A 22,684-nucleotide genomic window follows, 5' to 3' on the forward strand; every position below is an offset into this window, starting at 1 on the left:
TAGCCTACTTTCTTTTGCGCTTGCGCGGACGTCTGCGCGGGGTAGTGGTGCTTTTGCGCTGCGTCTTTTTCCGGCGTGGGCGCGGTGGTGTGTATTCATCCAATTCCTCGGCGATTTCCGTTGCAGAATTTTTACTCGCGGATTTTCCGAATACCGGTAGCGCGCCCATAATCAGCTTCGCCATCGGAGCAAACTGCTGCACGCTGGACATGACCTTTTGTACCTTGCCGAAAGTAGCGACAATCCCGTCAATGCCGCCCATACGGTCAATGATGCCTTTAATTTCGCCGAGGTTGCCGAGACCGCCGAGTAGCCCTCCTTTCGCTGGGACCGGATCAGGTGTGACCACGGCGGCGGATTCTGTAATACTTGATGGCGCCTCATAAGGCACGAGTCCAGAGGAATCGACTTGCGGAACATCGCTATACGGGTCGAGTCCCGGATACGGAGATGAATTATACGGATCGGAAAGGGAACGCTGTGGCGGCCTCCGATGATAGTAGTGTCCAGGCATGAGATCACATTCCTTTGCAGGTTGATACTCTACTGTATGTTACAAACGCACAGTGGGTTTAGGCGTGTGGCCCGAAATTAGGTATAAAAGCGGATTTGGGCTCAAGCACAGTACGATCCTGCTGAAAAATAATGCTGTTCTGTGATGCGTGAAATCGTTAACGCTTGAAAAACCGACTATTCCTCGGGTACAATGGGGATAGATCGTAACCTTGGGAGATGATAATCCATGCAGCTCAAAAAGCTTAATGATAAAAGTATTGATCAATTGTTCGAAGCCATCCTAACTTTAAAAAATTTGGAAGAGTGCTATGTATTCTTCGATGATTTGTGTACGATTAATGAAATTCAATCCCTCTCTCAACGTCTGGAAGTTGCCCGTATGCTGGGCAAAGGCAGTACGTATAACCAGATTGAAGCAGAGACGGGTGCCAGCACAGCTACGATTTCACGTGTTAAACGTTGCTTGAACTACGGTAATGACGGGTATAAATTGACACTTGAGCGTCTGGGGCGCTAATGCGAAGCCCTGGGGTACTGGTCATTAGCCATGGCTCAAGGGAGTCGTATTGGGTGGAACAGGTGGATCAGGCAGCCGCAAAGCTTCACTTGCCGAAGGATATGCCGTTAGAGGTTTCATTTTTGGAAACGGTTAAAGGAAGATTGATCCAGGATGGGATTGACCGTTTGGAAGCCCGAGGTGTGACAGATTTGCTGGTTGTGCCCTTGTTTATGTCGTCCGGCAGCACGCATGTAGACGAGATCAGTTATGCGCTGGGAGTCAAGGATACGCCAAACAAAGAAACGGATTTGGAGCCTTTTCGAGTCAAGGCGTGTGTGCATTTTGGCAGTCCGCTGGATGATGGAGAAGATGTGGCTCACATGGTTTGGGACAAGGTTAGCCCATTGTCGGTCAACCCTGCGAGAGAGACTATTTTGCTTGTGGGACATGGCAGTGTGCATGATGGCTTTTTTCAGCGCTGGGAGCGAGGGATTTCTTCGTTAGCCCGTACGGTGCAAAGGGTGAGTCGTATCGCAACGGACTATGCCTTGCTGAATCCTGAGAGTGTATATGATAAGGTAGCGTATTGGAAGCAGGAGCGGGGTCGTGATGTTATTGTGGCGCCACTTTTTTTAAGCTCGGGATATTTTACAAGTCGTATCATTCCTGGACGATTACAAGGGCTTGAATTCCGTTATTCGGGAGATCCTCTGCTGCCGCATCCCCTGCTCACAAGCTGGATGAACGGGCAAATTCATGAACTGCTGCATAGAATGCAGAAGCAAGAGTGAGCAATAGGCCGCTTGTTTCAGCTACAGCTTTATCATAGCCTGAAATTTCCGTATTTAGGCAAGCGTTGGCTTCTTTTATTGTAAAAGAGGCCTTTTTCCAGTATGATGATATTTTGTATAGAGTGAATATGATGAATGAGAATATAAACATAAATATCATTAAATATACGGGTGGCGTAACGGGAATGAAAAGTGCTAGATTGATCTATAATCCGACCTCCGGACGTGAGGAAATGAAACGTCGCCTTGCGGACATTTTGCGGCGTCTGGATGAAGGTGGTATTGAAGCTTCTTGCCATGCAACTACGGGCGAAGGGGATGCAACTCGTGAGACAGCAGAAGCCATTGAGCGCGGGTATGATATGATTATCGCCGCAGGCGGGGATGGTACATTGTACGAAGTTATTAACGGGATGGCCGAAAAGGAAAACCGTCCGCCCTTGGGCGTATTCCCGCAAGGGACGACGAATGATTTTGCCAGAGCATTGGGCATACCGAGGCAGTGGGAGGATTATTGTGATTTGGTTATTCGCCAAAATCCGAAGCCGCTGGATATCGGAAAAGCCAACAACCGTTATTTTATCAACATCGCAGGCGGCGGTACTTTGACCGAACTTACGTATGAAGTGCCAAGCAAGCTGAAAACGATGATTGGACAGTTGGCTTATTATTTTAAAGGTGTGGAGAAAATGGTCAGCCTTGCCCCGCAAGAACTGATTATCAAGGCATCGGGTCAGGAAGTGATACACGACGAGTTCATGCTTTTCCTGATTGCTAATACGAACTCGGTGGGTGGATTTGAAAAGCTGGCACCCGGCGCGACCATTGATGATGGGCTGCTCGATGTGATCGCTGTGCGCAAATGTAATCTGGCGGAAATGATCCGGTTGGTGACACTCGCGCTGCGTGGTGAGCATTTGCAGGACAAGAAAATCGTTTATTTTAAAACGGATTACATGGAAGTTACCTCACCCGGCTATGTCCAGCTTAATCTGGATGGCGAACTGGGTGGTACCCTGCCAGCCACTTTCCGCAATTTGCCACAGCATTTGAATGTTTTTCGGTAAGGAATGACGGTGAGTGTTTTCACTTCTCATTGCAGTACTGTACAGCACAGTACATGGAATGTAGAGTTGGAAGTATTTTTCGCTATGACGATATCGGTTCTTGCCGTTCTCCGTGGGGAGTAACGGCATTTTCGAGTTCACGGTACTGGTGTTAATGTGTAGAGCACTGACCATATGATTATATATGGAGTTGTATGCCAATCATGAGCATAAACAGGTTTGAAAAGATTATCAGAAAGAAGTGACATCTATAATGACGACTAACCGTAGCGGACGTGGAAAAAGCCGCCGGAATGCAGCAGCTCCCATTCAAGGGAAGCCGCAGAAAAAGACCGTGTCGATGAACAGTGAAAGAGGAGAGGGCCAGCTTCAAGCTGGAACAGGAAATGGAAGTGCGAGTGGAAGTGCGCAGGAAAGGGAACGGAAGACATCGGAAAAGGGACGTGGATCGCGTCGTTCTTCCGGTGGTGGATGGAGTCAGGATACATCCAATCGTAACCGAGTCAGCGCAGAGCGTACCGAGCTGCCTGTGCAAAAAAACGATGAAGCCGTGATGGACATCATCGGCATGAATCACGATGGCGAAGGTGTGGGACGCGTTGAAGGCTTTACGCTGTTCATTCCGGGTGCGTTGCCGGGTGAAAAGGTACGGATAAAGGTGCTGAAAACGAAAAAGCAGTATGGCTATGCCAAGCTACTGGATATCGTGCAGGCAAGCCCCGACCGGATTGCAGCTCCCTGTGCCATCTACGATCAGTGCGGCGGTTGTCAGATTCAGCATATGAGCTACGAAGCGCAGCTAGGCTGGAAGCGCCAGCATGTTGTGGACGTGCTGGAGCGTATCGGGAAGCTGAGTGTGGAGGGAAATGAAGGTTCCTTCGCAGGCGAAAAAACTGCCGTGAAGGTACTTCCTACACTGGGCATGAACGAGCCGTGGCGGTACCGTAACAAAGCCCAAGTGCCGATCGGTGTCACCGAAGGCGGGCTTGTCGGCGGCTTCTACGCACGTGGCAGTCATCGTATCGTGGATATGGATACCTGTCTCATACAGGACGAGCGTAACGACGAGGTTGTCGCGCGTGTGAAAGAGATTGGACGGATGCTGGGCATAAGCGCATATAATGAAGAAACCGGACGCGGACTACTGCGCCATGTCGTCGTCAAGACTGCTTTTCGTACAGGTGAAATGATGCTGGTGCTCGTTACGAATGGACGAGATATCCCACACGCAGATGCCTGGATCGGCAGTATTCGTGAGCATATTCCACACGTGGCAAGCATTTGCCAGAACGTGAATACCAAGCGAACGAACGTTATTTTTGGCGACGAAACTCGTGTACTATGGGGCCGTGACGTGATCTACGATTACATCGGAAACGTCCAATTTGCTATTTCTGCGAGATCCTTTTATCAAGTGAACCCCGTTCAAACCGAAGTGCTGTATAGCAAAACCGTTGAATATGCCGGACTCACGGGCAAAGAAACGGTGATCGACGCATACTGCGGTATCGGCACCATTTCCTTGTTCCTCGCTCAACATGCGGATCAGGTATATGGGGTGGAGATTGTCAAAGAAGCTATTGAGGATGCACGGAGTAATGCACTGTTGAACAATATGCGCAATGTGAAGTTTGAGGTAGGCGCGTCCGAAGATGTCATCCCTGCTTGGAAAGAGCAAGGCATCACCGCCGACGTCATCGTTGTTGATCCACCCCGCAAGGGCTGCGATCCTCGCCTGCTCGAAACCATTCTGGAGATGAAGCCAGAGCGCGTGGTCTATGTATCCTGCAATCCGAGCACGCTGGCACGGGATTTAAGAATACTGGAGGATGGCGGGTACCGCACACTGGAAGTGCAGCCCGTGGATATGTTTCCGCATACGGTGCATGTGGAGAGTGTCGCAAGGCTTACCTATAAGGGTTTTTGATCTGAATTTTCTTCATTGGGGGCAGATTGGGGGCGGACTTTGAAAAATACATCGAATTTATCAGCGGCTGCCTGGTCAGCGGATTGGAGGGCATGCCCATAAATGTTCATCGTCGTATTGATGTTCCCGTGTCCGAGCCGTTCGGAAATGATCTTAGCGTGCACACCTTGGTTAATAAGTAATGTGGCCGAGGTGTGGCGCAGATCATGAAAACGGATGTATCTGAATTTGTTCTTCTGGATGAAATTACGGAACCACAGGTATGGTCGCTCCTGGTGGAAAGCTAATCCGTTCTCGTGTGAGAATAAGAAAAAATGGTCCCCACCTCGCCATAGTTGCCCTTGATCCTTTCGTTGCAGTCTCTTATATTTGATATACTCTCTAAGTTCCAGCAGGACTGAAGCAGGTATGGATACTTTTCGCTTTGATTTCTTTGTCTTAGGCACTTTAACATGAGCTTGTCCTTTTACAGATATAGAAACGCTTTGCTGAACATCTATGATCCCTCTATCCAGGTCGATATGCTTGTCTATATCCAACCCCAGTAATTCCCCTCGACGCAGAGCTGTGGTCAAGGCAAGGGTTATCATCATACGCCAACGAAATGGCTCATTGTTTAACGCTTCTAGCAGTTGCTGTACTTCCTTTTCATCATAAGGAAGTATTTGTTTAGCATCTGCTTTTGGTTTTTTAACTGACGCTACCGGATTGCTTTTGATGACTTTCCACTCAACCGCCCGACTGAATATGTTTTTCAATATGCGGTGATTCATCTCAAGTGTACCCCCTGACAGTGTGCCTCCATCTTTACGCTTCCCTGGTTGAGAGAGCTCCTTCAGAAAACTAACAATGTGCAGTGGCTTAAATTGGTCGAGACGACGATCCTTAAACGCAGGCAAAATGTGTTTCTCTATATTGACCTCATAGGCCTTAAGCGTTTTTTCCGCAAGTTGATCTACCGCATATTTTTCCTTCCACTCAGGAACAAAGGCCCCGAATGTCATTTTTTCAGGCGCAATATACTCACCAGCTTCTACTTCTATTTTGAATTTAATCAGTTCCTCGTCAAGATAGGCTTCCAATTTTTTAGTTGTTCTCAACAAAGCCTGATCCTCGACCTTTATTGTTTTGTATCTCCTATCTCTCTTCCCACCTTCTTTTTCGCCTGCATCAACAATCAGTCGCCATGAGTTCTCTCCGCGTTTTTCTCTGTGAGCCATAATCTGCATTCACTCCAAACATATGTTCTGTTTTTGTGTATGATAAACAGCCTTGCGGCTGGAGATGCAAAGTTGAATTAAGGTATGTAAGTCTAATTGAATTAAATGTCTTTATTCTCTCTGTCACCGAACAATGCTTCCATAACTTTCAGTACCTTTTCTTTATCTGATTTTTTAAGAATTATGCCATCAAAGATTATAGGGTCATCTAATTTAAGTAATTTTCTAAAATCTCTAATTTCTTCGTTATAATTATGTTCTCTCTTGGAGTCGTGGGCTCCATCTAAAATATCATCCACATCAACTTCGAAGTATTTAGCTATAGCCTTCAGTGATTCAATTTGAGGGTTTTTTGTTGTTCCATCTAAAATTTTAATAAGAGTTGTATATGGGACTCCGCTTTCTTTTGCCAATTTGTACTTTGAAAGCCCCTTTGTCTCCATAAGCTTTGTTATTATTTCAGCGATACTCAATGTTTAAACCTCCATTGTTACTTAATTAGGTTATAGCCTTATGCGGTAATAATACTACGTAATAAGGTAATAAGTCAAGATAAACCGAGGAATACCGAGCAAACGCCTTATTATATAACCTAATTAGGTAAATATAAGGTTTTACAACATACCGCATAAGGTAATATTATTGCTTTGTAAGACATACCTAATTTGGTAATACTACAACCGAAAGGGGTGATTACTTTGGGGCCAGCAATTAAAAATAATGTACAGAAGCTTATTGATGCTAAAGGTTGGACGTTCTATAGACTGAGCAAAGAAAGTGGTGTATCAATTACTGTCTTGTACAATCTCGAAAAGAAGGAACTTGGTCCTACTGCTGATACATTGGTTAAAATCGCGAATGCTTTAAATTCAACAGTAGACGAGCTAGTAAGATAAAGGCTTATCAGGGAGCAGATGGTTATGACAAACATAGAGCAGGCGATAGCTGACATAGTTGCTGCGCAAGTAGCTCAGGCTGAAAAAAGGATATTGGAGCAATTGTCTTCTGTATCTAGTAATACTTTATCTTTTAGCGAAGCTTGTCAGTACCTTCATATGTCGGCGTATACGTTACGTAGATTATGCAAAGAAAAACGGATTCCTCACCGAATACACGGTGCAGAGGGAAGCAAAAATCCTAGATATTTATTCGACAGTTCTTCTTTGGATCGTTGGAAAAAGGATGAGGAGCAAAGGAATTATCAACCATAACAGGAAGGAGTGTAAACGTGTATGGAATACGCACAACAACGGTTAAACGCGCTTGAAAATATGTACGATGTGCTGGCTAATAATCCAAGTTGGGTCCATCCAAAAGTGTCTCAGGCTGCTTTTGGATGGATGCTTAAAGAGATTTTGGACTTACGCGCAGTATTGGGGATTTCATGATTAGGCCGGAGGATATGACACCGGAGCAACGTAGACAATACGGGTTTGTCCGGCTGGTTGATACTGATTTGTTCATGATTGGTGTCAAAAGCAACGCCAGAAAGAATGAGTTGAAATTAAAAAGTAAGATGTGTGAAGCCTGTGGGTTAGAGCCGATCTACCACAGAAACGTATTGCTCAATTTAAGAAACAGCAGTTCTAAAATGCTACGTGTTCATTTATGTAGGGAGTGCTATTTCAACAACCAATCAGGCCGAAGTATCCCAAAAGGCTGGTGGTTCAAATGAAACAAGTTGAGAAAAAGTCCTGCTGTGCTGTATGTGGTAACGAGATGAACAAACGGTTTCTGATCCGCTGGAACGAGCAGGACGTATGTAGGCCGTGCGTCTTGGAAATGACCGCAGATTACCCGGAGGGGGTTGGAGCACCTTGGAAACACGCTTAATACCGATCAAAGACGATTCCGGCTTACGCAATTATCTAGAAGTACCGGGCGGAACGTTCTTCGAGGCCGCGTACCACATAAACGGCTTTCTTAAAGAGCCCGAGCGATTGGATATGGAACTATTGGATCTTAGCGAACAGGAGAAATTGATTTTGGAGCGTCAGACGCAGTGTAATGAGTTGCGAATCAAGATGGGGCAGGTAGGAGAACTCCGCCTAAATGCTGTAGCTCATAACCGCAATCCACGACGATTTAAAACCGAGTGGAGCGATCTTAACTCGCAGTTGTTTAAATTGGAGCGTGCAAATAAAAAAGACCTGCGCCAGTTGGGGCAAGTCTGGAAATAAATCGTGTTGGTAGCACGATTAAGTAAAACCTAAACATTGGAATCATAGCACATTTTTAAAATCTTTGAAACAGGGGTCCCTTATGGACAAAAAGGAAATTGAAAAAATCAGGGAGATTAAGCAGTATATCCAGGACATTCAGCGGTACCGTGATGCGGCGGAAGGAATAAAGAACGACTCTCCCGGCGCACTTATGCAGAAGGTGGAGCTGCTTACCAAATCTCACACACTAATGGGTAGAGTATGCGCTTACATGGAAGGTCGGTACATGCAAACCTACAGCCGCCGCAAGCGGGTACATGCGGAAAAGATGCGTGATACCAAGCGAGGGAATAAACAAAACGCGGCAGATTTGGCGGTTTTGGATATTAGGGACCAAGAGGTCGAGGATTCGGAGCGAATGACGCTGTGGAAAAACGAATTCAAGTCTATATCTGAGCAGCTATACGAATTGCGGCTCCGGCTCCGCGTGGACATGCATATTGGAGGTGGAGGGGCATGACATTACCTTTTCTTCCTTATAGCAAGGAGCAACAGGTTGGCAGTAAACGTGGGAAGAAGAAGCGGGGGAACCACACGGCCATTACGTCGGCCGTTCGTGATGAAGTAGATCGGCGGGCGGCAGAGCATACAGGATACGTGATATGTGAGCGCTGTGGTGTGAGTCGTCCAGCCCTATGGTTTGAAAAAGCTCACTTGGTAAATGCCAGTCAGTATGGCAGCGGCAGCGAACCATGGAATATAGCTAACTTATGTGGTCCACGTTCAGAATCCGGTACTTGCCATCAATTTGCTGACGACACAGCCGCCGGGCGAGCTTGGAAGATGAAGAAGCGCAATGAACTAATAGACTATTATTTCCGTGGACCCGGTTTGGACATATGGAAGACGTCCGCCGGACGTCCAACGGACATACGGTAGATATCCATTAAATATCCGCGTTGTCGGAAAGGAGGGAACTGGTTTGGCATGGATTGAAAGCCATCAAGGAACCGATAGACACCCAAAAACACGCAAATTATGCCGCAAACTTGGAATCTCCGTTCCGACGGCTGTCGGACATTTGCATATGTTTTGGTGGTGGGCGATGGATTTTGCGCCGGACGGTGATTTAAGCAAATATGGTGCAGAGGATATAGCAGATGCAATTGAATGGGATGGTGATCCTGAGCTGCTTTACGCTTCCATGATTGAGTCGAGGTTTATTGACAAAACCGAGACAGGGAGCGTGATTCACGATTGGTACGTTTATGCTGGCAAATTAATAGAAAGCCGGGCAAAGGATGCGGCCAGAAAGAAAAATGATCGTGATAAGAAGAAAGCTGCCGCTAATTCGTCCGTTGTACATCCACCGGACGTCCAGCGGACGGACGAAGGACAGCGGTCGGAGTCCACCCGTGACCTTAACCCTAACCTAAACCCTAACCAATATAAAGATAAAGATTCTTGTCCCGAACCGCCTCCGGCTGATCAGGACGAGCCATCTCCTTCGGGAAAAGGAAAAGGAAAGAAGTCGGATAAATACGGACCTGACAACACGTATTACAAAATGGCTGTGTACTTCAAGGGGAATGTGGATGCCATGGCTAAAGCTGAGGGGCTGAATCATCTGACAGCCCGGACGAACCTACAAAAGTGGGCAGACGACTTTCGGAAGCTGGTCGAGTTGGACAAGCAATCTGACAGGGACCTTATAAGGTCTGTTATGGATTGGGTAGTAAAAGACAGCTTTTGGAAAGGCAATGTAATGAGTGCAGAAACTTTTCGAGATCAGTTTCCCAAGTTGGTTATGGCTATGCGTAAGTCAGGGCGTACAGCCCGGCCTACTGGTAGGAGCGATAAGCAGCCAATAGATATTGTGCAAACAACATCGTCAGAGCCAGAAGTGTCTCAGGAAGAAATGGACGAGCTTATAAGGCTGGCTGAACGTATGGAATCAGGCAAGGGGGGTCAGCGGTGACACCAAATGCATATATGGCAAAGCAGTCGGGTAAGCAGCGAAAAGCGGGGTCGCCAGTCTTGAAAAAGTAACGGTTCCTAATCCCGTTAAACTGAAACCGTACAGAACGTTTATTGATATCCCACAACCAGAATGTAGCTTTGTGTTCCGTTTGCAAAATGGTCCGAAAGCAGCCCTGTTTGAGGCGGACGGTGGAGCATGGAAGCTACAGGCCATGGCAAGTATTAAGGAGTTTCTAGAAAAAGAACTGAAAAATGAAATTGAATCCGGTTTTGTAACCATTATTGCTTAATACATCCTTGGGGCGGCTAAGGCTGCCCCTCTACCAAGGAGGATAATTTTATGCCGAATGCAAACGGCTGGTTAAGCCGCGATGAAGTCAGACAATTAAATGTACCTGTGCTGATACCGGACAAGGACGCACAGCGGGGCAAATGGCACAATGGCGTGCCTCCGGCTGGAGGGGTATTACTTACCCGGACGAGCTGCGTAACCATGAATTGTCCAGTAGCTGAAAACGAAACGCCTGTAGCATACATGTACAATCCAAAACACCGATCAGAGTACCGATATGCACCGTTTTATTTTCGCACTAAAGAACAGTTGAACGGTGGATGAACGGTATGACGCAGTTGGAATTTAACTTCGATGCCGCTGAGATTGTGCCTTACGCCCACATCGTTTCAAGCTCCAGAGTTAAAATCCAGAATGTAATAGAGGTGGGCCAAGGCAGATGATTGAGAAACCTTGTGAGGGCGGTCTATGATTGTTAAATACTTACCACTCTCCCCAAACCTCTGTTTTTCCACTACCACCCCCAGGTAGTAAGGATTTATATAGCAAAACAAGAACAATCGCACGTTCGTTCCAACGAATCCAAACTTCAAATGTTAATTTAGCAACATGTGGATATTCTTTTTTGTGCTTTGCATAGCTAAATCCTTCTGCATTAGCATCTTCTATTCTAAATGTATCTCTACCTAGCTCGATGCCTGCGAAATACAACGTAGACTTAACAGTATTATCATCATCGCTTGCTTCATATTCGATGTATGCACCAGGAACTTGAGGAATAGGAACATTCAAACTTATTGTAGGCATTTGTAACCCTCCTTGTTTTATATAGTATAGAATTCCCATTTTTTTAAAGTTAATACATCCTTTTTTTGACATGAGGTGTCATAACAATCACAGAAAGGAGAGAACTACATGATACTACAAGGCAACAACATAGAGGTAATGCCTACGTTGCCAGCCGGAACGTTTAACACTTGCGTTACCAGCCCCCCCTACTGGGGATTGAGGGATTATGGCTTACCCGCCTCCGACTGGCCCGAGGTAACCTATACCCCTATGCCGGGATTACCTCCTATTACCGTGCCACCATGGACCGGATGCCTTGGATTGGAGCCTACGCCGGAAATGTTTGTCGCTCATATGGTGCTTATTTTTAGGGAAGTATGGCGGCTGCTTCGGGATGATGGCACTTTGTGGCTCAATTTCGGTGACAGCTATGCAGGCAGTGGTAAGGGAGCATGGAGCAACACTACTGCACAGAAAGAGGTTTATGTACCCGTACCGGGCAGCACGCAAACCAAACTGGACAAAACTCCAAGTGGGTTGAAGCCCAAAGACCTGATCGGCATACCGTGGCGTGTGGCATTTGCTCTCCAAGCGGACGGCTGGTATCTGCGTATGGACAATATTTGGAGCAAGCCGAATCCCATGCCAGAGAGTGTACAGGACAGGCCGACGAAGGCCCACGAGTACGTGTTTCTGCTTGCCAAGTCAGAGAGGTACTACTACGACAAAGATGCCATCAAGGAGAACATGGCAGATTCGAGCATTGCAAGATTATCTCAGGATCTCGAGGGACAGCAGGGTAGTGATCGGGCGAATGGCGGAGCTAAGACCAACGGGAAAATGAAGGCAGTTGGCAAGGCATACAGCTTCAAGCGAAAGGTGAATGAGGGCGATGTGCCCGGTCAGCCCAAACAGCACAGGGAGGACAGGGAGGATAAGGAATATTACGGATCCCGAAACAAACGATCAGTTTGGACGGTGGCCACAGCTCAATTTGCAGAAGCACACTTTGCAGTGTTTCCAGAAAAGTTGATCGAACCCTGCATACTCGCAGGTGCTCCGGTGGGCGGAAACGTACTTGATCCATTCGGAGGATCCGGAACGACTCTCAAAGTGGCGCTGGAGAACAACCGAGAATGCACAATCATAGAGATGGGAAGCCAGTACGTGGAGATTGCGCAGCGCCGGACAGCTACGGTACAGCCTAATCTAATATTCTAGGGGGCATCCCCTATACCAAAGGAGAGATAACATGTACACCGTATGGGAAGAATTTTTCCGTTGGCGCTGGATAATTCGGAAAAACGTTAGCAAACGAACGGCTGAAAAGATCGTAAAGGAATGCCCTGTGGGGCGGCATAGATGGATTGAACCATATTAATGAGAGGGTTGAGGCATAACAGCCTCTTACCCTATACCCTAAAGGAGACGATTGAAAATGACTGAAAAAAATATTGTGTTGAATCCAGATGAAAAGGCGGTTGCTCTTAAATCAACAAAGGATTTGTTCTTCGCAGTGAAACAGCTTCATGATTGGATAAACACTGATAGCTTATCCCAAGAAATGGCCGGAATCCTTCCGAGCTTGATAGAAAGCCATTTCACCGATGTTGCGAAGGTGCTGGATTACAGTAGCAAATTGACCAAGGAGAAAGAGGAACGACACCAAGAGATTCGGAAAGCTAATGCACGTATACACGTACTTGAAAAACAATTGGGGGAACAAAAGCCTATTGATGGGTTGGCTGAGCAATTGGAATATTTGTCGAGAGTTATTTCAGATTGGTGGAATGAGCATGGTTTTCATCATGTATCTGATGCGAGTTTTACACGCTCTGGAATATATGCGGCTAAATTTTCGTTCATGCTCGAATACCTGAGCACATTTAGTAAAACGCCTGAGACTGACAAGAAGAATCACAAACAGCGTCTTCAAGAACTGATAGAGGAAGGCTGGGACATCATCTTTGAGGACGGCAGACGCAGCCCTAAGCTGATAGATAACGACAACAATCGCTCCATGTTAGTAGAACTGATAAAGACTCGTTTCCCTTCGGCAAAAATTGTCAAAACAAGAAACTGGCTAACCCATGACGAAGACGCGTTTACCTTCCGAGATATCGAAGTATATATCTATAACCTTCAAGACATTCCTGCATCCCAAGGAGAAGGCAATGAGGTATTTTAAAATCATGGACAATGGAGAGATTCTTGGGCTTTTTCAAACTGGCAGTCCGGCTTACATTGCTTATTACACGCGCAGACTCCATCCCCTTACCGTCGCGGAAATCAAAGAGGGAGAATATAAGGAATTGGTTTTAAAAGGAGGAAGATAGATATGTTAATGAAAGAAGCACTTATAAAAGCATTAGAACATGGCGGGGTAAAGTGTCAGCCATTAAATGGAAATATGCTGGAGATTAGCAAATCTTCCGACAACAAAAAAGGATTTATTAAGGTCGCTGTATCAGATTTTAGAGCGGAAACTCTAACCCGGAAATGGGATGCTCCAGTCGGAATTATGCTGTTCATTGATGGTAGGGTATGGAGTGATATTACTGGGAAATGAAGCTAAAAAGCGGAGGGAATGAGGGTGTCTGAACAAATAGAAACAACCACATATTGGGTTTGGACGGATAAAGCTGTGCAACTTAATAAGTTTCGGGATATCGAAGCAGGCGTTGCGGTTTGGGAAAATTACAGGAAACGTGCTCCCAAAAGATGGGTTGATGAAGGTTTGATTCAAGAAGCAACAGAGGACTATCATGCTGATGGTCAGGTACAATGGGATTTTTGAACACTACAAAGCCCCCACAACCTTGGCCGGGCGCACGGGGGCATTTAACTTCATTTCTCAAATCCAATTATATCATAAAGAGGAATGAGGGGGATGGCAATGGCATGGGAACAGGTATCACTTTTCCCGAAAGCAAACAAGTCAGACATTCAGTTGGCTCGAAGCCTTTTAAATCGGTACACCAGGATGCGTAAAACCGTTGATAGCCTGTCCGCCAGGAATGCAATAGGCGGGAAAGAACGGCTGGTTATGGAGGAATACAAACGGAAAACAGAGGCGGTAGAAATGGCTGTGAGCCTTATTATGGATGACAATGTTCGCCGAGTAATTGAATTTAGGTTTATTCGTGGAAACACTCGTTGGGGAACAGTCAAACGCTTCGAAAGTATAACAGACAGATCGGTTGATAGACGTATTGTTAGAGGAATTGAGTCTGTGGCTGAAACTCTCAAACTAGTTGGAATCATATAAATACAAAGCGAGGGGCGTCCCCCTCGCTTCATGCACCACGGCTATGTAGTAGTTATAATTTCCGATAAACGTAAATTAACAGTATCCAGCATAGCATTGTCCACGTGTTTCCAAGCAAAGGTCCATAAAGACCTAACAAGAAAATCGCGAATTCCAGGTAAAGGTTGGTAGTATTATTCCAGTTTCTCATCATTAAAACCTCCAATTTATAATTCAAGGGCCATAGACCCAAGTCTGGGGAGAAGCTGTCAGCCATCCCCAGAAGTAGGAGGAGCATGAGAGAATGCAGAATAACACTTAGCCTTATTTACCTTCGTGGTTAGTGAGGTGACAAATCAAGGAAGCATAACAAGGAGAAACTGGCGGTTTACCCTACCAAAAGTAAACCCTTTTCACGATACAAAAAAATAGACTTTACAGTTGTTCCAATTGCGCAATATTGCATTGCGTTTGAACTGGGACATTCCTTTTAATAAAAAAATAGTTGATCTTCATGGTATCGCCTCCTTTGCTTATTTTCACTTGATTGGCCTCACGAAATTATTATATAATCTGTGATTATTTTTATCAAGTAACTGGAATTCAATGAAAAATCATCCTCAGTAGAATGATAGTTAGACTGGTGTCTGTAGTACGTCTGTAGTGAGTCCGCACGGTGTCTGTGGTCTGGATTTACAGTAGGGACATAGGGAATAAAACTTCCCGGGTGTCCCTGCTGCCCCTTATCGCCGCAGGACTCGTCTGCGTCGAATCAGCGTTGAAGCCTGTCACGGAACAGAGCGTGAGGGTGGAGCTGTAGCACAAGTAGCAATTAGATGTTGCGGCGGCGTGGAAGCGGGGAAGGTAAGAAGGTTAAAATCCTTCCCACGCGCTCCGCCCGGGCGCGGTTAGAATAAATACGGGCTTTTTAATACACAAGAGAGAGCGACGGGAAACCGCCGCTTTTTTTGCATTCAAAGTCTGGATAACACACACAGGTATTCTTTATCTACATTTGCTGGAACGGGAGGAGCAGAACTTTTGTAATGTTTTCCCAACTATGTCGGGTTTGTGACGTAAACAGGTAAACGCGGTTCAACTCCGCAATACGTCAAAAAAGGCGCCCGCTATGGACGCCTCATTCATTAGTTTTTACTATCTAACTAATTAGTTAGAATTTTTGTTTAATCCCTAAAGCATCTTTCATAGAGCTTTGAAGTAGCTGGGAAAAATTCAACCCGGCATCCCGTCCGGCATCCCGCAAGTATTGAGGTACAGTGCAGTTTACTGTGACAGATTTATTTGCTTCGGAATCCCGATAAGGCGGCAGGAACACTTCAACGTACACAATCCGGTCACTAGCATCGTTTAATTCAATGCTGTCCGGATCAGATGGTACAGGAATGACCATTTTTTTATCTTCGAATTCCAAGATTCGGTCAATCAGCATGTTCTTTGCATCAACAACAGCCGTTTGAATGTCAGGGGCAAGAACGGCCGTTCCGGGAATATCCGGGAAATACAGTCCTAAACCATCATCTGCCTTTTCAACAACAGCAGGATAAACATAGGTGTTTTTCAATTTATCTCACTCCTTTTATTTTTGAGACATATGTCTCAATTATAGACTAAATTTTTTTGAACCATATGGTTCAAAAATTGGTGTATAGAATTCCCCTGCTTATGAGCCATACAGGAGGTAAGCGTTTAGGGAGAAGCGCAGGGGTTAAAAGATAACCCCTGTTGTCTTCTCGATGCTCTTGAGTGTACCAATCGGTATGGTGGCTCCTTCATTATGGAAACTGATATCCGCATAGCATGTTGGATCATCTTTATGTTTCCACCGCTTATGACTGCCGCCGCCAGTGTGTGAAGGTGAAGGCCTAAACCCTTCTCTTCTCAACCGCTTGGTTAACTCTCTGACTGTTATTTGTTTCGGCATCGCTTACCTCCTTTCTATATTATGATTATAACACGCATTATTATGCGTGTAAAGAAAAAATGCGCATAATAATGCGTGTTTATTTTGCCGTTGAAATACAGCGGTTTTTTTTATTTCTCTGAAAGGGTGATTAGTAATGGCAAATGCAAACATTGTTGACCATATTGGCGGTAAGGTGACCGTTTGGACAAAGGATGGTAACGCCGCAGAGAACCGGACGCTGCATACAGTAGACGACTTTGGTGTTGTGATATCGAACCAGCACGGCAAGCAAACCTTTATACCGTGGGGTCAAGTAAAATATATTGACTATCCGCAGGAAACTGGTCCAGCAATGGTGATCGGCAAGCCATTGAGTGTAGACGAGTTGAATATGCTTAAAGGTACAGAACCATTGAAGATTACTCCATTGGAGGTTGCTTCTACTCCTGAATCGCCAAAGTGGTTTTGGGAAGTATTCGAAACACTTACAACGAAGTTTTTATCTGAAGAGTTGAGCAAGCGGACTGGTGTACAGACCTACCAGTTGAGTCCTGGCGAATTAATGAGTATGGAACAAGGTGGAGGTATTCGTATATTGAGCGGCCCCGCTATCGTGCTTTTCAATCAAGATTAATGAACAAGTACACACCTAAGCTGCCGCCTGTCCCTGTTATCTCCAAGCAGCAGCCCAAGGAGTGTAGAGGATGCCCGTGGGGGGAGTGGACAGGCAGTAAGCAGTATTGTGGACGCTTGAAGTGTCAGAGGGGAGCCGATAAGAAATGATTGTATCTGCTGAGTTTTACCATGAAGGGCTGGAGGACGGTTTCGAGTTCTATGCATTATCAGGTCAATTTATTGGATACATCCCTAAAGATGAAATGGCAAAGGGTTACCCAAAGGCGAAGCGTGTTCCTATTGTTCAAACCCCGGAAGGACGTAAGCCAGTAAACGAAGGCGATTGCATTGTCACGGATAATCAGGGAAATAGGTACGTGATGGAGCCATGTGGATTCCGTCAAGAAATTGGGACGGTGATTATTACAACGTCGTTTTCTGGAATGATGAAAGAAGATTACGAGCACCTTCAAATGTTGAGGGCAATGCGTCCGCAGGATGCTCCGTTTAATAAGGAAATAGATGATGCCTTATTAGAATGCAAAGGTGATAAAAAGCTTCTGTTTGAGAAACTTGCCGACATTAGGCGTAGGTTTAACCTAGCAAATGGATTTGAAAACGATGCTACTGATTCTGAGGGATTCAAAAGGTGCGCCAAGCCCCTTTACCATCTAATTCTGAATTAGGGTGTGTGTGAGGCACTGAATGCGTCTGAGAGCCAGCCGTTCACCCCTACTATAGTGCAAAACCAACTCAAACAACCAGCGCAACCAAACCGGGGGTGGTGACATGTAACTATGAACTGGGAAGAGATCAGAAACGAGTACGAAAATACTGATATCTCCTTATCGGATCTTGCTTCAAAACATGATGTGAAGTATCCGACCATCAAAAGCCGGAAGCAGCGGCAAGGATGGAGTAAGGATGCATCCTCCAGAACAAAAGATGCATCCGGGGGAAAGAAAGATGCATCCAAAAAGCGGGGTCCTCCAAAGGGGAATCGTAATGCAGCGGGTCATGGTGCTCCCGAGGGGAATCAGAATGCTGTGGGGAATAGTGGTGGTCCCGGTGGGCCAGCCCGTAACGACAAAGCTGTTACACACGGTTTTTTCCGCAAGTTCCTCCCTGATGAAACCGCAGAGATCATGGAGCAGCTTGAGAACCGTTCCCCGCTGGATATGATGTGGGATCAAATCACACTCAAATATGCTGCAATACTACGGGCGCAGCCGATAATGTTCGTCAAGGATCATGACGACATGACCAAAGTTGTTAAAAGATCGAAACTATTCACCAATGACAAAACGGATAGTGAAGATACAGAACATGAAATTCAGTTCGCTTGGGATAAGCAGGCAACGTTTCTGAACGCTCAAAGTCGTGCAATGGGTAGGTTACAGAGTCTTATAAAGCAGTATGAGGAAATGTGCCGTCTTACCCATGCAGATGAAGAACAGCGGCTACGTATTGAGGTGCTCAAAGGTAAGGTCAAGGCGCTTGAGAAAGACGCCCCTCCTGATGAAAAAGAGACGGAAGACGGATTTATGGCCGCTTTGAAGTCCGAAGCAGCTCAGGTATGGGCTGATGAAGAGTAAAGCGCCTAAATTTAATTGGAAGCCGTTCTCTCGAAAACAAAAGCAGGTGCTTACATGGTGGCTGCCTGAATCTCCTGTACATGATAAGGATGGCATTATAGCAGATGGAGCGATACGGAGCGGCAAAACGCTGTCCATGTCCTTTTCATACGTTGTATGGGCTATGAGCACCTTTGACCAGCACAATTTCGGGATGGCTGGTAAGACTATAGGCAGTTTCCGGCGTAATGTACTGTTCTGGCTGAAGCTTATGTTGAGATCCCGTGGTTATCGGGTGCATGACGCCCGCACTGATAACCTGGTCACCATATCCAAGGACGGCAAGGAAAACTATTTCTATATTTTTGGCGGTAAGGATGAAAGCTCTCAAGACTTGATTCAGGGTATCACGTTGGCGGGAATGTTCTTTGATGAAGTGGCCCTAATGCCAGAATCATTTGTCAATCAAGCAACTGGCCGTTGTTCGGTGGATGGATCTAAATTTTGGTTCAACTGCAACCCTGACGGTCCGTACCATTGGTTCAAGACTGGATGGATTGACAAGGTAACAGAAAAGTCTTTGCTGCATCTTCATTTCACGATGGAAGATAACCTGTCACTGTCAGAACGTATCAAAGCTAGATACCGAGCCATGTACAGCGGTGTGTTCTTTAAGCGCTACATACTGGGCCTGTGGGCCATGGCAGAAGGCGTTATCTATGACATGTTCGACGAGGATATCAGCGTTAAGAAGCCGGAAGAACTGCCACAGGAGTTCTCAAAATACTATGTAGGCGTTGACTATGGTCACACCAATGCTACTGTGTTTCTGCTCTTTGGGCAGCAGGACAAGAAGTTATATCTAATTAAGGAATATTACCATTCGGATGTGACTTCCTCCAAAGCGCCAAGTGATTACGCCAGAGACTTTCTGGAGTTCATTGCAGGGATCGACAATATCAAAAAGATATTTATTGATCCAAGCGCCAAGGGCTTCATTACGGAACTGAAAAAGATGGGTGTACGGCGGATTGAGGAAGCAGATAATGACGTGCTTCCGGGTATTGAGTCCGTGGCCGTATCTATAAAGGAAGAAGAACTCTTTGTGTCCTCACAATGTCGTGAGACTATCAAGGAGTTTTTTAGTTACATTTGGGATGCTAAGGCGTCTCAAGATCGGGGCGAGGATAAGCCAATCAAGAAGCATGACCATGCTATGGATGCTTTGCGGTATGTAGTATATACCGTGCTTGGTAAGCCGCGTCGTTCAAGATTCTTTACGTAAGGGGGTGAACACTATTGAAAGCTGAGGAAGCCAAACCGCAAGCTAAGGCTAAATCAGCCGTTATCCTGCCCAATCAGAATTTGAGTGTGGGCGGAACACGAACCAAGCCGTCCCTGCTGCCATTTGCTACACTACGGCAGATGGCTAAGGTTCCAGCAATAGCGGCTATCATCAATACGCGACTTAATCAGGTGGCCCGTTTTGCACGTAGACCCCGCTTTGATGGTGACTTAGGGTTTCGTATCGGCCTCAAGAACCCTCAACAGACGATGAGCAAGGCGGCGCAGGCGGTGGCATTTGAGCTGGAAGAGTTTTTCTTGCGCACTGGGAACTGGGATAATCCGTTGAGGAAAGACAACTTTAATAGCTTCTTACGGAAGATTACACGGGATACACTTACGCTGGATGCTATGGCGTGGGAGAACGTATTTACTCGGGCAGGAGACATTACAGACCTGTTTGCGGTGGATGCTGCCACAATAGAGCTATTACCGTCAGCCCCAACGTCAGAAATATTCCTGCCCGCCCCATATATGCCCGTTACGGCTCAGGGACACCTTGAGCCTATTGCCTATGTGCAGCGCGTGGATGGACGGATAACGGCTGAATATACACGTCATGAGCTGTCCTATGGCATCCGTAACCCGCGTACCGATGTAGAATATTCCGACTTCGGTATGTCTGAGTTGGAAACGCTTGTCGAGATTGTCACGGGGATCATGAATGGTGTCCGATACAACACGACATATTTCTCTTATAATTCGCTACCGCAGGGCGTTTTGGAAGTTGTCGGTAAGTACGAAGAGGAAGACATAGAGGCGTTTTCTAGGCATTGGAAGACGCTGACGGATGGACCGCAAGGGAAATGGGCTGTGCCAGTAATGGGAATGGAAGAGGGTAGCGGCTTCAAGTTCACCCCTTTCAAGAGCAGTAACCAGGACATGCAGTTCAATGAGTTCTTGGAATTTCTGTTCAACCTTGCGGCGGCAGTCTATCAGATTGATCCTAACGAGGTTGGGTTTAAAAGCTGGACCAGCAGCACCAGCATGAGCCAAAGCGACAACACGGCTGAAAAAATGGACTCCAGTAAGGATAAAGGGTTCATCCCGCTCATGTATTTCTTATCCGATTCCTTAAACACAAACGTTCTGGACGTAATCGCCCCTGAATTCGCTTTATATTGGGCAGGGCTGGACGATGAGAGCGAGGACCGAAAAGCGGAGCGATTGAAGAATGACATTGATTCCGGTGTACTGACCATTGCGGAGGTACGTAAACAAAGGGGGCTTGAAGTTCCCTCTGATGCTAAGTGGATGCATGCTCCTGCCAATGCTGTGCTTATACAGGCGTATATGGCAGAACACCAAGCTTCTGCTGAGGAAGATCCACGGGATAATCCGAATAGGGGTGACCCGAAAAAGGATGATGAAGAGGAATCGTTACAAAAGTCTTTTGAGCTAGATATAACGTGGGAGGGGTATTGATGCCAAAGCTAAAGATTAATCTACCGCCTGCCCTACGTTCTTTCAGGATGGAGGATAAGCGACTGGTAATGGAGACATTATCCAAGGCTCTTGAGCTACCATCCCATAGGGAAAGCGGTGGACGTAGCATGTGGGAACGGTCAGACGACCCCCTTATTGCTCAGTTAGAGGATGATTTTTATACGGAGCTGGACGCGGAGACGCAGGAGGCTATTGCGGAGATTGTTGTACTGTTGGGATTACCGATTGACGATATCCAGAAGTCGGCCAATGGAAAGAATGCCATAATTGAATGGATCAAGAAGCTGCGGAGCAAACGCGGCCTATTCAAACGGGTTATAGATCGCGGTAAAGACTCCTTTGCGGTCATTCGGAAGATTGACGACACTATTCGTTCCAAGTTTAAGAATCTGGACAAGCTGGCTGAAAAGTACATTGTCCGAGCTGCTTTACTTGGCAGGCTCCGTATAGAGGCAGAGAAAGCCAATTTGGTCCTTACTGCTGCAATCATTAGTAAGCTGCCGGATACGCTCAAAGCTGCTGAGAAGGACCCCTTCCCGTTTGAATTATGGGATGGTGAGGGCGAGGGGCAAGAGGAAATTGTATCCTTATCCCCGTTAGAGATCCGCAGCATGGAATATTCTGTGTTGCACACGGCTGAGAAGATAACACAAATATCAGACAAACACCGCGCCGGAGTCAAGGAGCTGGTTATACAGAGTCAAAAGGAGCGCTGGGGAGCGAACAAGCTATCTCAAGCGCTCTTTGACGTTTACGGGGATCAAAACCGGGACTGGCGGCGTGTGGCGATTACAGAGCTTGCCATGTGTACAAACGATGCTTTTCTGGCGGGCTGTCAGGAAGGTGACATTGTTCAGGTCGCTTCTGTGCCAGGTACATGTAGGCACTGTCAACGGCTGCTGGAAGGCAAAACGTTCATTGTCTCTCACAAACCAGGAAACGGTGATACTCATATTTGGCCCGGTAAGAGCAATAAGGGTCGAATAACAGCCAATTGGTGGCCTTGTGTGCCGCTTCATCCCCATTGTCGGCATAGATGGTTCAGAGTACCCGGAAGAAGCCGGAGGGAGGTGAACAAGCGATGAAACCAACAGTAGGGCGCATTGTCCACTACAAGGATACGGAAGATAAAACACTTGCTGCTGTAGTGGTTTACGTAAACCCTGATACAAACGGAATGCTGAACCTGGCCGTGTGGAATGAATTCGGTAAGCAGTTCAACGCATTGAACGTTCGTCAAGGAGATGGGCTAGAACAATGGAACTGGCCCCCACGTTCGTAGAAAGGAGTG

General features: G+C 46.4%; 32 protein-coding genes. 26 read left to right on the forward strand and 6 right to left on the reverse strand.

Going from position 1 to position 22,684, the window contains the following annotated elements; genetic code table 11:
• Window positions 1-4: 4 nt before the first annotated feature.
• Window positions 5-514, reverse strand: coding sequence for a hypothetical protein (locus L696_RS0115915; RefSeq protein WP_025684536.1), 510 nt, complete (start codon window positions 512-514; stop codon window positions 5-7).
• Between the two features lie 228 nt (window positions 515-742).
• On the opposite strand from L696_RS0115915, the gene L696_RS0115920 reads away from it, so the two are divergent.
• The 4 genes from L696_RS0115920 to rlmD all read left to right on the forward strand — a co-directional run bounded on the left by L696_RS0115920 (window position 743) and on the right by rlmD (window position 4,800).
• Complete coding sequence (locus L696_RS0115920; protein WP_014279885.1) at window positions 743-1,033, forward strand: YerC/YecD family TrpR-related protein; 291 nt, start codon at window positions 743-745, stop codon at window positions 1,031-1,033.
• Entirely contained in the window at window positions 1,033-1,806 is a 774-nt protein-coding gene (locus L696_RS0115925; protein ID WP_081750751.1) for a sirohydrochlorin chelatase, read from the forward strand. The genes L696_RS0115920 and L696_RS0115925 overlap by 1 nt, the downstream gene beginning before the upstream one ends.
• A 185-nt stretch (window positions 1,807-1,991) precedes the next feature.
• Window positions 1,992-2,873, forward strand: coding sequence for a diacylglycerol kinase (locus L696_RS0115930; RefSeq protein ID WP_025684538.1), 882 nt, complete (start codon window positions 1,992-1,994; stop codon window positions 2,871-2,873).
• A 253-nt stretch (window positions 2,874-3,126) separates the two neighbouring features.
• Window positions 3,127-4,800 carry a 23S rRNA (uracil(1939)-C(5))-methyltransferase RlmD gene (gene rlmD, locus L696_RS0115935; protein ID WP_025684539.1) on the forward strand — a complete coding sequence of 558 codons (1,674 nt, stop codon included), beginning with the start codon at window positions 3,127-3,129 and terminating at the stop codon, window positions 4,798-4,800.
• Here rlmD and L696_RS0115940 read toward each other — a convergent pair.
• Together L696_RS0115940 and L696_RS0115945 are read right to left on the reverse strand one after the other, a co-directional pair.
• The gene (locus L696_RS0115940; RefSeq protein WP_025684540.1) at window positions 4,785-6,020 is read right to left on the reverse strand and encodes a site-specific integrase; all 1,236 of its coding nucleotides are present in this window, start codon (window positions 6,018-6,020) and stop codon (window positions 4,785-4,787) included. The genes rlmD and L696_RS0115940 overlap by 16 nt on opposite strands.
• Before the next feature lie 101 nt (window positions 6,021-6,121).
• Window positions 6,122-6,493, reverse strand: a complete 372-nt coding sequence (locus L696_RS0115945; RefSeq protein WP_025684541.1) for a helix-turn-helix domain-containing protein — start codon at window positions 6,491-6,493, stop codon at window positions 6,122-6,124.
• Window positions 6,494-6,709: 216 nt separating this feature from the next.
• Here L696_RS0115945 and L696_RS0115950 point away from each other — a divergent pair, with 216 nt between their 5' ends.
• The 10 genes from L696_RS0115950 (at window position 6,710) to L696_RS0116005 (ending at window position 10,778) form a co-directional block, all read left to right on the forward strand.
• Entirely contained in the window at window positions 6,710-6,916 is a 207-nt protein-coding gene (locus L696_RS0115950; RefSeq protein ID WP_245233373.1) for a helix-turn-helix domain-containing protein, read from the forward strand.
• A gap of 24 nt (window positions 6,917-6,940) precedes the next feature.
• Window positions 6,941-7,231 carry a helix-turn-helix domain-containing protein gene (locus tag L696_RS0115955; protein WP_025684544.1) on the forward strand — a complete coding sequence of 97 codons (291 nt, stop codon included), beginning with the start codon at window positions 6,941-6,943 and terminating at the stop codon, window positions 7,229-7,231.
• 21 nt (window positions 7,232-7,252) lie between these two features.
• Window positions 7,253-7,408, forward strand: a complete 156-nt coding sequence (locus L696_RS30520; RefSeq protein WP_155985405.1) for a hypothetical protein — start codon at window positions 7,253-7,255, stop codon at window positions 7,406-7,408.
• Window positions 7,409-7,691: 283 nt separating this feature from the next.
• The gene (locus tag L696_RS30525) at window positions 7,692-7,853 is read left to right on the forward strand and encodes a hypothetical protein (protein WP_155985406.1); all 162 of its coding nucleotides are present in this window, start codon (window positions 7,692-7,694) and stop codon (window positions 7,851-7,853) included.
• Window positions 7,838-8,200 (forward strand): hypothetical protein, encoded by a 363-nt coding sequence (locus L696_RS0115975; RefSeq protein ID WP_025684546.1) that lies wholly within the window; start codon window positions 7,838-7,840, stop codon window positions 8,198-8,200. Before L696_RS30525 ends, L696_RS0115975 begins: the two co-directional genes overlap by 16 nt.
• Window positions 8,201-8,282: 82 nt before the next feature.
• The gene (locus L696_RS0115980) at window positions 8,283-8,702 is read left to right on the forward strand and encodes a hypothetical protein (protein WP_025684547.1); all 420 of its coding nucleotides are present in this window, start codon (window positions 8,283-8,285) and stop codon (window positions 8,700-8,702) included.
• Entirely contained in the window at window positions 8,699-9,121 is a 423-nt protein-coding gene (locus L696_RS0115985) for a hypothetical protein (RefSeq protein ID WP_025684548.1), read from the forward strand. The genes L696_RS0115980 and L696_RS0115985 overlap by 4 nt, the downstream gene beginning before the upstream one ends.
• A gap of 43 nt (window positions 9,122-9,164) precedes the next feature.
• Entirely contained in the window at window positions 9,165-10,160 is a 996-nt protein-coding gene (locus L696_RS28660; RefSeq protein WP_049827410.1) for a hypothetical protein, read from the forward strand.
• 142 nt (window positions 10,161-10,302) lie between these two features.
• Window positions 10,303-10,452, forward strand: a complete 150-nt coding sequence (locus L696_RS31500; protein ID WP_209440977.1) for a hypothetical protein — start codon at window positions 10,303-10,305, stop codon at window positions 10,450-10,452.
• A gap of 50 nt (window positions 10,453-10,502) precedes the next feature.
• Window positions 10,503-10,778, forward strand: a complete 276-nt coding sequence (locus L696_RS0116005; RefSeq protein ID WP_025684549.1) for a hypothetical protein — start codon at window positions 10,503-10,505, stop codon at window positions 10,776-10,778.
• A gap of 159 nt (window positions 10,779-10,937) precedes the next feature.
• Here the strand turns inward: L696_RS0116005 and L696_RS0116010 are convergent, their stop codons facing one another.
• Entirely contained in the window at window positions 10,938-11,261 is a 324-nt protein-coding gene (locus tag L696_RS0116010) for a hypothetical protein (protein WP_025684550.1), read from the reverse strand.
• Window positions 11,262-11,369: 108 nt separating this feature from the next.
• Between L696_RS0116010 and L696_RS0116015 the strand changes: the two genes are divergently transcribed.
• The 5 genes from L696_RS0116015 to L696_RS0116045 all read left to right on the forward strand — a co-directional run bounded on the left by L696_RS0116015 (window position 11,370) and on the right by L696_RS0116045 (window position 14,511).
• On the forward strand, window positions 11,370-12,464 hold the full coding sequence (locus L696_RS0116015) for a DNA-methyltransferase (protein ID WP_025684551.1): 1,095 nt from the start codon (window positions 11,370-11,372) through the stop codon (window positions 12,462-12,464).
• A gap of 217 nt (window positions 12,465-12,681) precedes the next feature.
• Window positions 12,682-13,431: a hypothetical protein gene (locus L696_RS0116025; protein WP_049827411.1), complete on the forward strand. Its 750-nt coding sequence runs from the start codon at window positions 12,682-12,684 to the stop codon at window positions 13,429-13,431.
• Window positions 13,432-13,581: 150 nt separating this feature from the next.
• On the forward strand, window positions 13,582-13,812 hold the full coding sequence (locus L696_RS0116035; RefSeq protein ID WP_025684553.1) for a hypothetical protein: 231 nt from the start codon (window positions 13,582-13,584) through the stop codon (window positions 13,810-13,812).
• A gap of 24 nt (window positions 13,813-13,836) precedes the next feature.
• Complete coding sequence (locus tag L696_RS0116040) at window positions 13,837-14,040, forward strand: hypothetical protein (protein ID WP_049827412.1); 204 nt, start codon at window positions 13,837-13,839, stop codon at window positions 14,038-14,040.
• A 99-nt stretch (window positions 14,041-14,139) separates the two neighbouring features.
• Entirely contained in the window at window positions 14,140-14,511 is a 372-nt protein-coding gene (locus L696_RS0116045) for a hypothetical protein (protein WP_025684555.1), read from the forward strand.
• A 1,150-nt stretch (window positions 14,512-15,661) separates the two neighbouring features.
• On the opposite strand, the gene L696_RS0116055 is transcribed toward L696_RS0116045, so the two are convergent.
• Complete coding sequence (locus L696_RS0116055) at window positions 15,662-16,072, reverse strand: type II toxin-antitoxin system HicB family antitoxin (RefSeq protein ID WP_025684556.1); 411 nt, start codon at window positions 16,070-16,072, stop codon at window positions 15,662-15,664.
• A 144-nt stretch (window positions 16,073-16,216) separates the two neighbouring features.
• Complete coding sequence (locus tag L696_RS0116060) at window positions 16,217-16,432, reverse strand: type II toxin-antitoxin system HicA family toxin (protein ID WP_025684557.1); 216 nt, start codon at window positions 16,430-16,432, stop codon at window positions 16,217-16,219.
• A 136-nt stretch (window positions 16,433-16,568) separates the two neighbouring features.
• Here L696_RS0116060 and L696_RS31990 point away from each other — a divergent pair, with 136 nt between their 5' ends.
• The 7 genes from L696_RS31990 (at window position 16,569) to L696_RS0116095 (ending at window position 22,675) form a co-directional block, all read left to right on the forward strand.
• Window positions 16,569-17,048, forward strand: coding sequence for a BC1881 family protein (locus tag L696_RS31990; protein WP_025684558.1), 480 nt, complete (start codon window positions 16,569-16,571; stop codon window positions 17,046-17,048).
• Window positions 17,049-17,193: 145 nt separating this feature from the next.
• Window positions 17,194-17,715 (forward strand): hypothetical protein, encoded by a 522-nt coding sequence (locus L696_RS0116070; protein ID WP_025684559.1) that lies wholly within the window; start codon window positions 17,194-17,196, stop codon window positions 17,713-17,715.
• A gap of 111 nt (window positions 17,716-17,826) precedes the next feature.
• On the forward strand, window positions 17,827-18,624 hold the full coding sequence (terS, locus tag L696_RS0116075) for a phage terminase small subunit (RefSeq protein WP_025684560.1): 798 nt from the start codon (window positions 17,827-17,829) through the stop codon (window positions 18,622-18,624).
• The gene (locus tag L696_RS0116080; RefSeq protein ID WP_025684561.1) at window positions 18,614-19,888 is read left to right on the forward strand and encodes a PBSX family phage terminase large subunit; all 1,275 of its coding nucleotides are present in this window, start codon (window positions 18,614-18,616) and stop codon (window positions 19,886-19,888) included. The genes terS and L696_RS0116080 overlap by 11 nt, the downstream gene beginning before the upstream one ends.
• Before the next feature lie 14 nt (window positions 19,889-19,902).
• Window positions 19,903-21,372: a phage portal protein gene (locus L696_RS0116085; RefSeq protein ID WP_025684562.1), complete on the forward strand. Its 1,470-nt coding sequence runs from the start codon at window positions 19,903-19,905 to the stop codon at window positions 21,370-21,372.
• A complete protein-coding gene (locus tag L696_RS0116090) occupies window positions 21,372-22,478 on the forward strand; it encodes a hypothetical protein (protein WP_025684564.1) in 1,107 nt (368 codons plus the stop codon). Before L696_RS0116085 ends, L696_RS0116090 begins: the two co-directional genes overlap by 1 nt.
• The gene (locus L696_RS0116095) at window positions 22,475-22,675 is read left to right on the forward strand and encodes a hypothetical protein (protein WP_025684565.1); all 201 of its coding nucleotides are present in this window, start codon (window positions 22,475-22,477) and stop codon (window positions 22,673-22,675) included. The genes L696_RS0116090 and L696_RS0116095 overlap by 4 nt, the downstream gene beginning before the upstream one ends.
• Window positions 22,676-22,684 lie beyond the last annotated feature (9 nt).

The organism is Paenibacillus maysiensis, assembly GCF_000520815.1.
In the GTDB taxonomy this organism is placed as follows: Bacteria; Bacillota; Bacilli; order Paenibacillales; family Paenibacillaceae; genus Paenibacillus; species Paenibacillus maysiensis.

Bases quoted from the DNA above. Each gene is read 5' to 3' on its own strand.
- L696_RS0115940 (WP_025684540.1), bottom strand. From the start codon at position 6,020: ATGGCTCACAGAGAAAAACGCGGAGAGAACTCATGGCGACTGATTGTT.
- terS (WP_025684560.1), top strand. From the start codon at position 17,827: ATGAACTGGGAAGAGATCAGAAACGAGTACGAAAATACTGATATCTCC.
- L696_RS0116025 (WP_049827411.1), top strand. From the start codon at position 12,682: ATGACTGAAAAAAATATTGTGTTGAATCCAGATGAAAAGGCGGTTGCT.
- L696_RS0115930 (WP_025684538.1), top strand. From the start codon at position 1,992: ATGAAAAGTGCTAGATTGATCTATAATCCGACCTCCGGACGTGAGGAA.
- L696_RS0116045 (WP_025684555.1), top strand. From the start codon at position 14,140: ATGGCATGGGAACAGGTATCACTTTTCCCGAAAGCAAACAAGTCAGAC.
- L696_RS0116080 (WP_025684561.1), top strand. From the start codon at position 18,614: ATGAAGAGTAAAGCGCCTAAATTTAATTGGAAGCCGTTCTCTCGAAAA.
- rlmD (WP_025684539.1), top strand. From the start codon at position 3,127: ATGACGACTAACCGTAGCGGACGTGGAAAAAGCCGCCGGAATGCAGCA.
- L696_RS0115985 (WP_025684548.1), top strand. From the start codon at position 8,699: ATGACATTACCTTTTCTTCCTTATAGCAAGGAGCAACAGGTTGGCAGT.
- L696_RS0116005 (WP_025684549.1), top strand. From the start codon at position 10,503: ATGCCGAATGCAAACGGCTGGTTAAGCCGCGATGAAGTCAGACAATTA.
- L696_RS0116095 (WP_025684565.1), top strand. From the start codon at position 22,475: ATGAAACCAACAGTAGGGCGCATTGTCCACTACAAGGATACGGAAGAT.
- L696_RS0115955 (WP_025684544.1), top strand. From the start codon at position 6,941: ATGACAAACATAGAGCAGGCGATAGCTGACATAGTTGCTGCGCAAGTA.
- L696_RS0116035 (WP_025684553.1), top strand. From the start codon at position 13,582: ATGTTAATGAAAGAAGCACTTATAAAAGCATTAGAACATGGCGGGGTA.
- L696_RS30520 (WP_155985405.1), top strand. From the start codon at position 7,253: ATGGAATACGCACAACAACGGTTAAACGCGCTTGAAAATATGTACGAT.
- L696_RS0115980 (WP_025684547.1), top strand. From the start codon at position 8,283: ATGGACAAAAAGGAAATTGAAAAAATCAGGGAGATTAAGCAGTATATC.
- L696_RS0115915 (WP_025684536.1), bottom strand. From the start codon at position 514: ATGCCTGGACACTACTATCATCGGAGGCCGCCACAGCGTTCCCTTTCC.
- L696_RS0116010 (WP_025684550.1), bottom strand. From the start codon at position 11,261: ATGCCTACAATAAGTTTGAATGTTCCTATTCCTCAAGTTCCTGGTGCA.
- L696_RS0116060 (WP_025684557.1), bottom strand. From the start codon at position 16,432: ATGCCGAAACAAATAACAGTCAGAGAGTTAACCAAGCGGTTGAGAAGA.
- L696_RS30525 (WP_155985406.1), top strand. From the start codon at position 7,692: ATGAAACAAGTTGAGAAAAAGTCCTGCTGTGCTGTATGTGGTAACGAG.
- L696_RS0115925 (WP_081750751.1), top strand. From the start codon at position 1,033: ATGCGAAGCCCTGGGGTACTGGTCATTAGCCATGGCTCAAGGGAGTCG.
- L696_RS0115920 (WP_014279885.1), top strand. From the start codon at position 743: ATGCAGCTCAAAAAGCTTAATGATAAAAGTATTGATCAATTGTTCGAA.
- L696_RS0116090 (WP_025684564.1), top strand. From the start codon at position 21,372: ATGCCAAAGCTAAAGATTAATCTACCGCCTGCCCTACGTTCTTTCAGG.
- L696_RS0116015 (WP_025684551.1), top strand. From the start codon at position 11,370: ATGATACTACAAGGCAACAACATAGAGGTAATGCCTACGTTGCCAGCC.
- L696_RS0116070 (WP_025684559.1), top strand. From the start codon at position 17,194: ATGATTGTATCTGCTGAGTTTTACCATGAAGGGCTGGAGGACGGTTTC.
- L696_RS31990 (WP_025684558.1), top strand. From the start codon at position 16,569: ATGGCAAATGCAAACATTGTTGACCATATTGGCGGTAAGGTGACCGTT.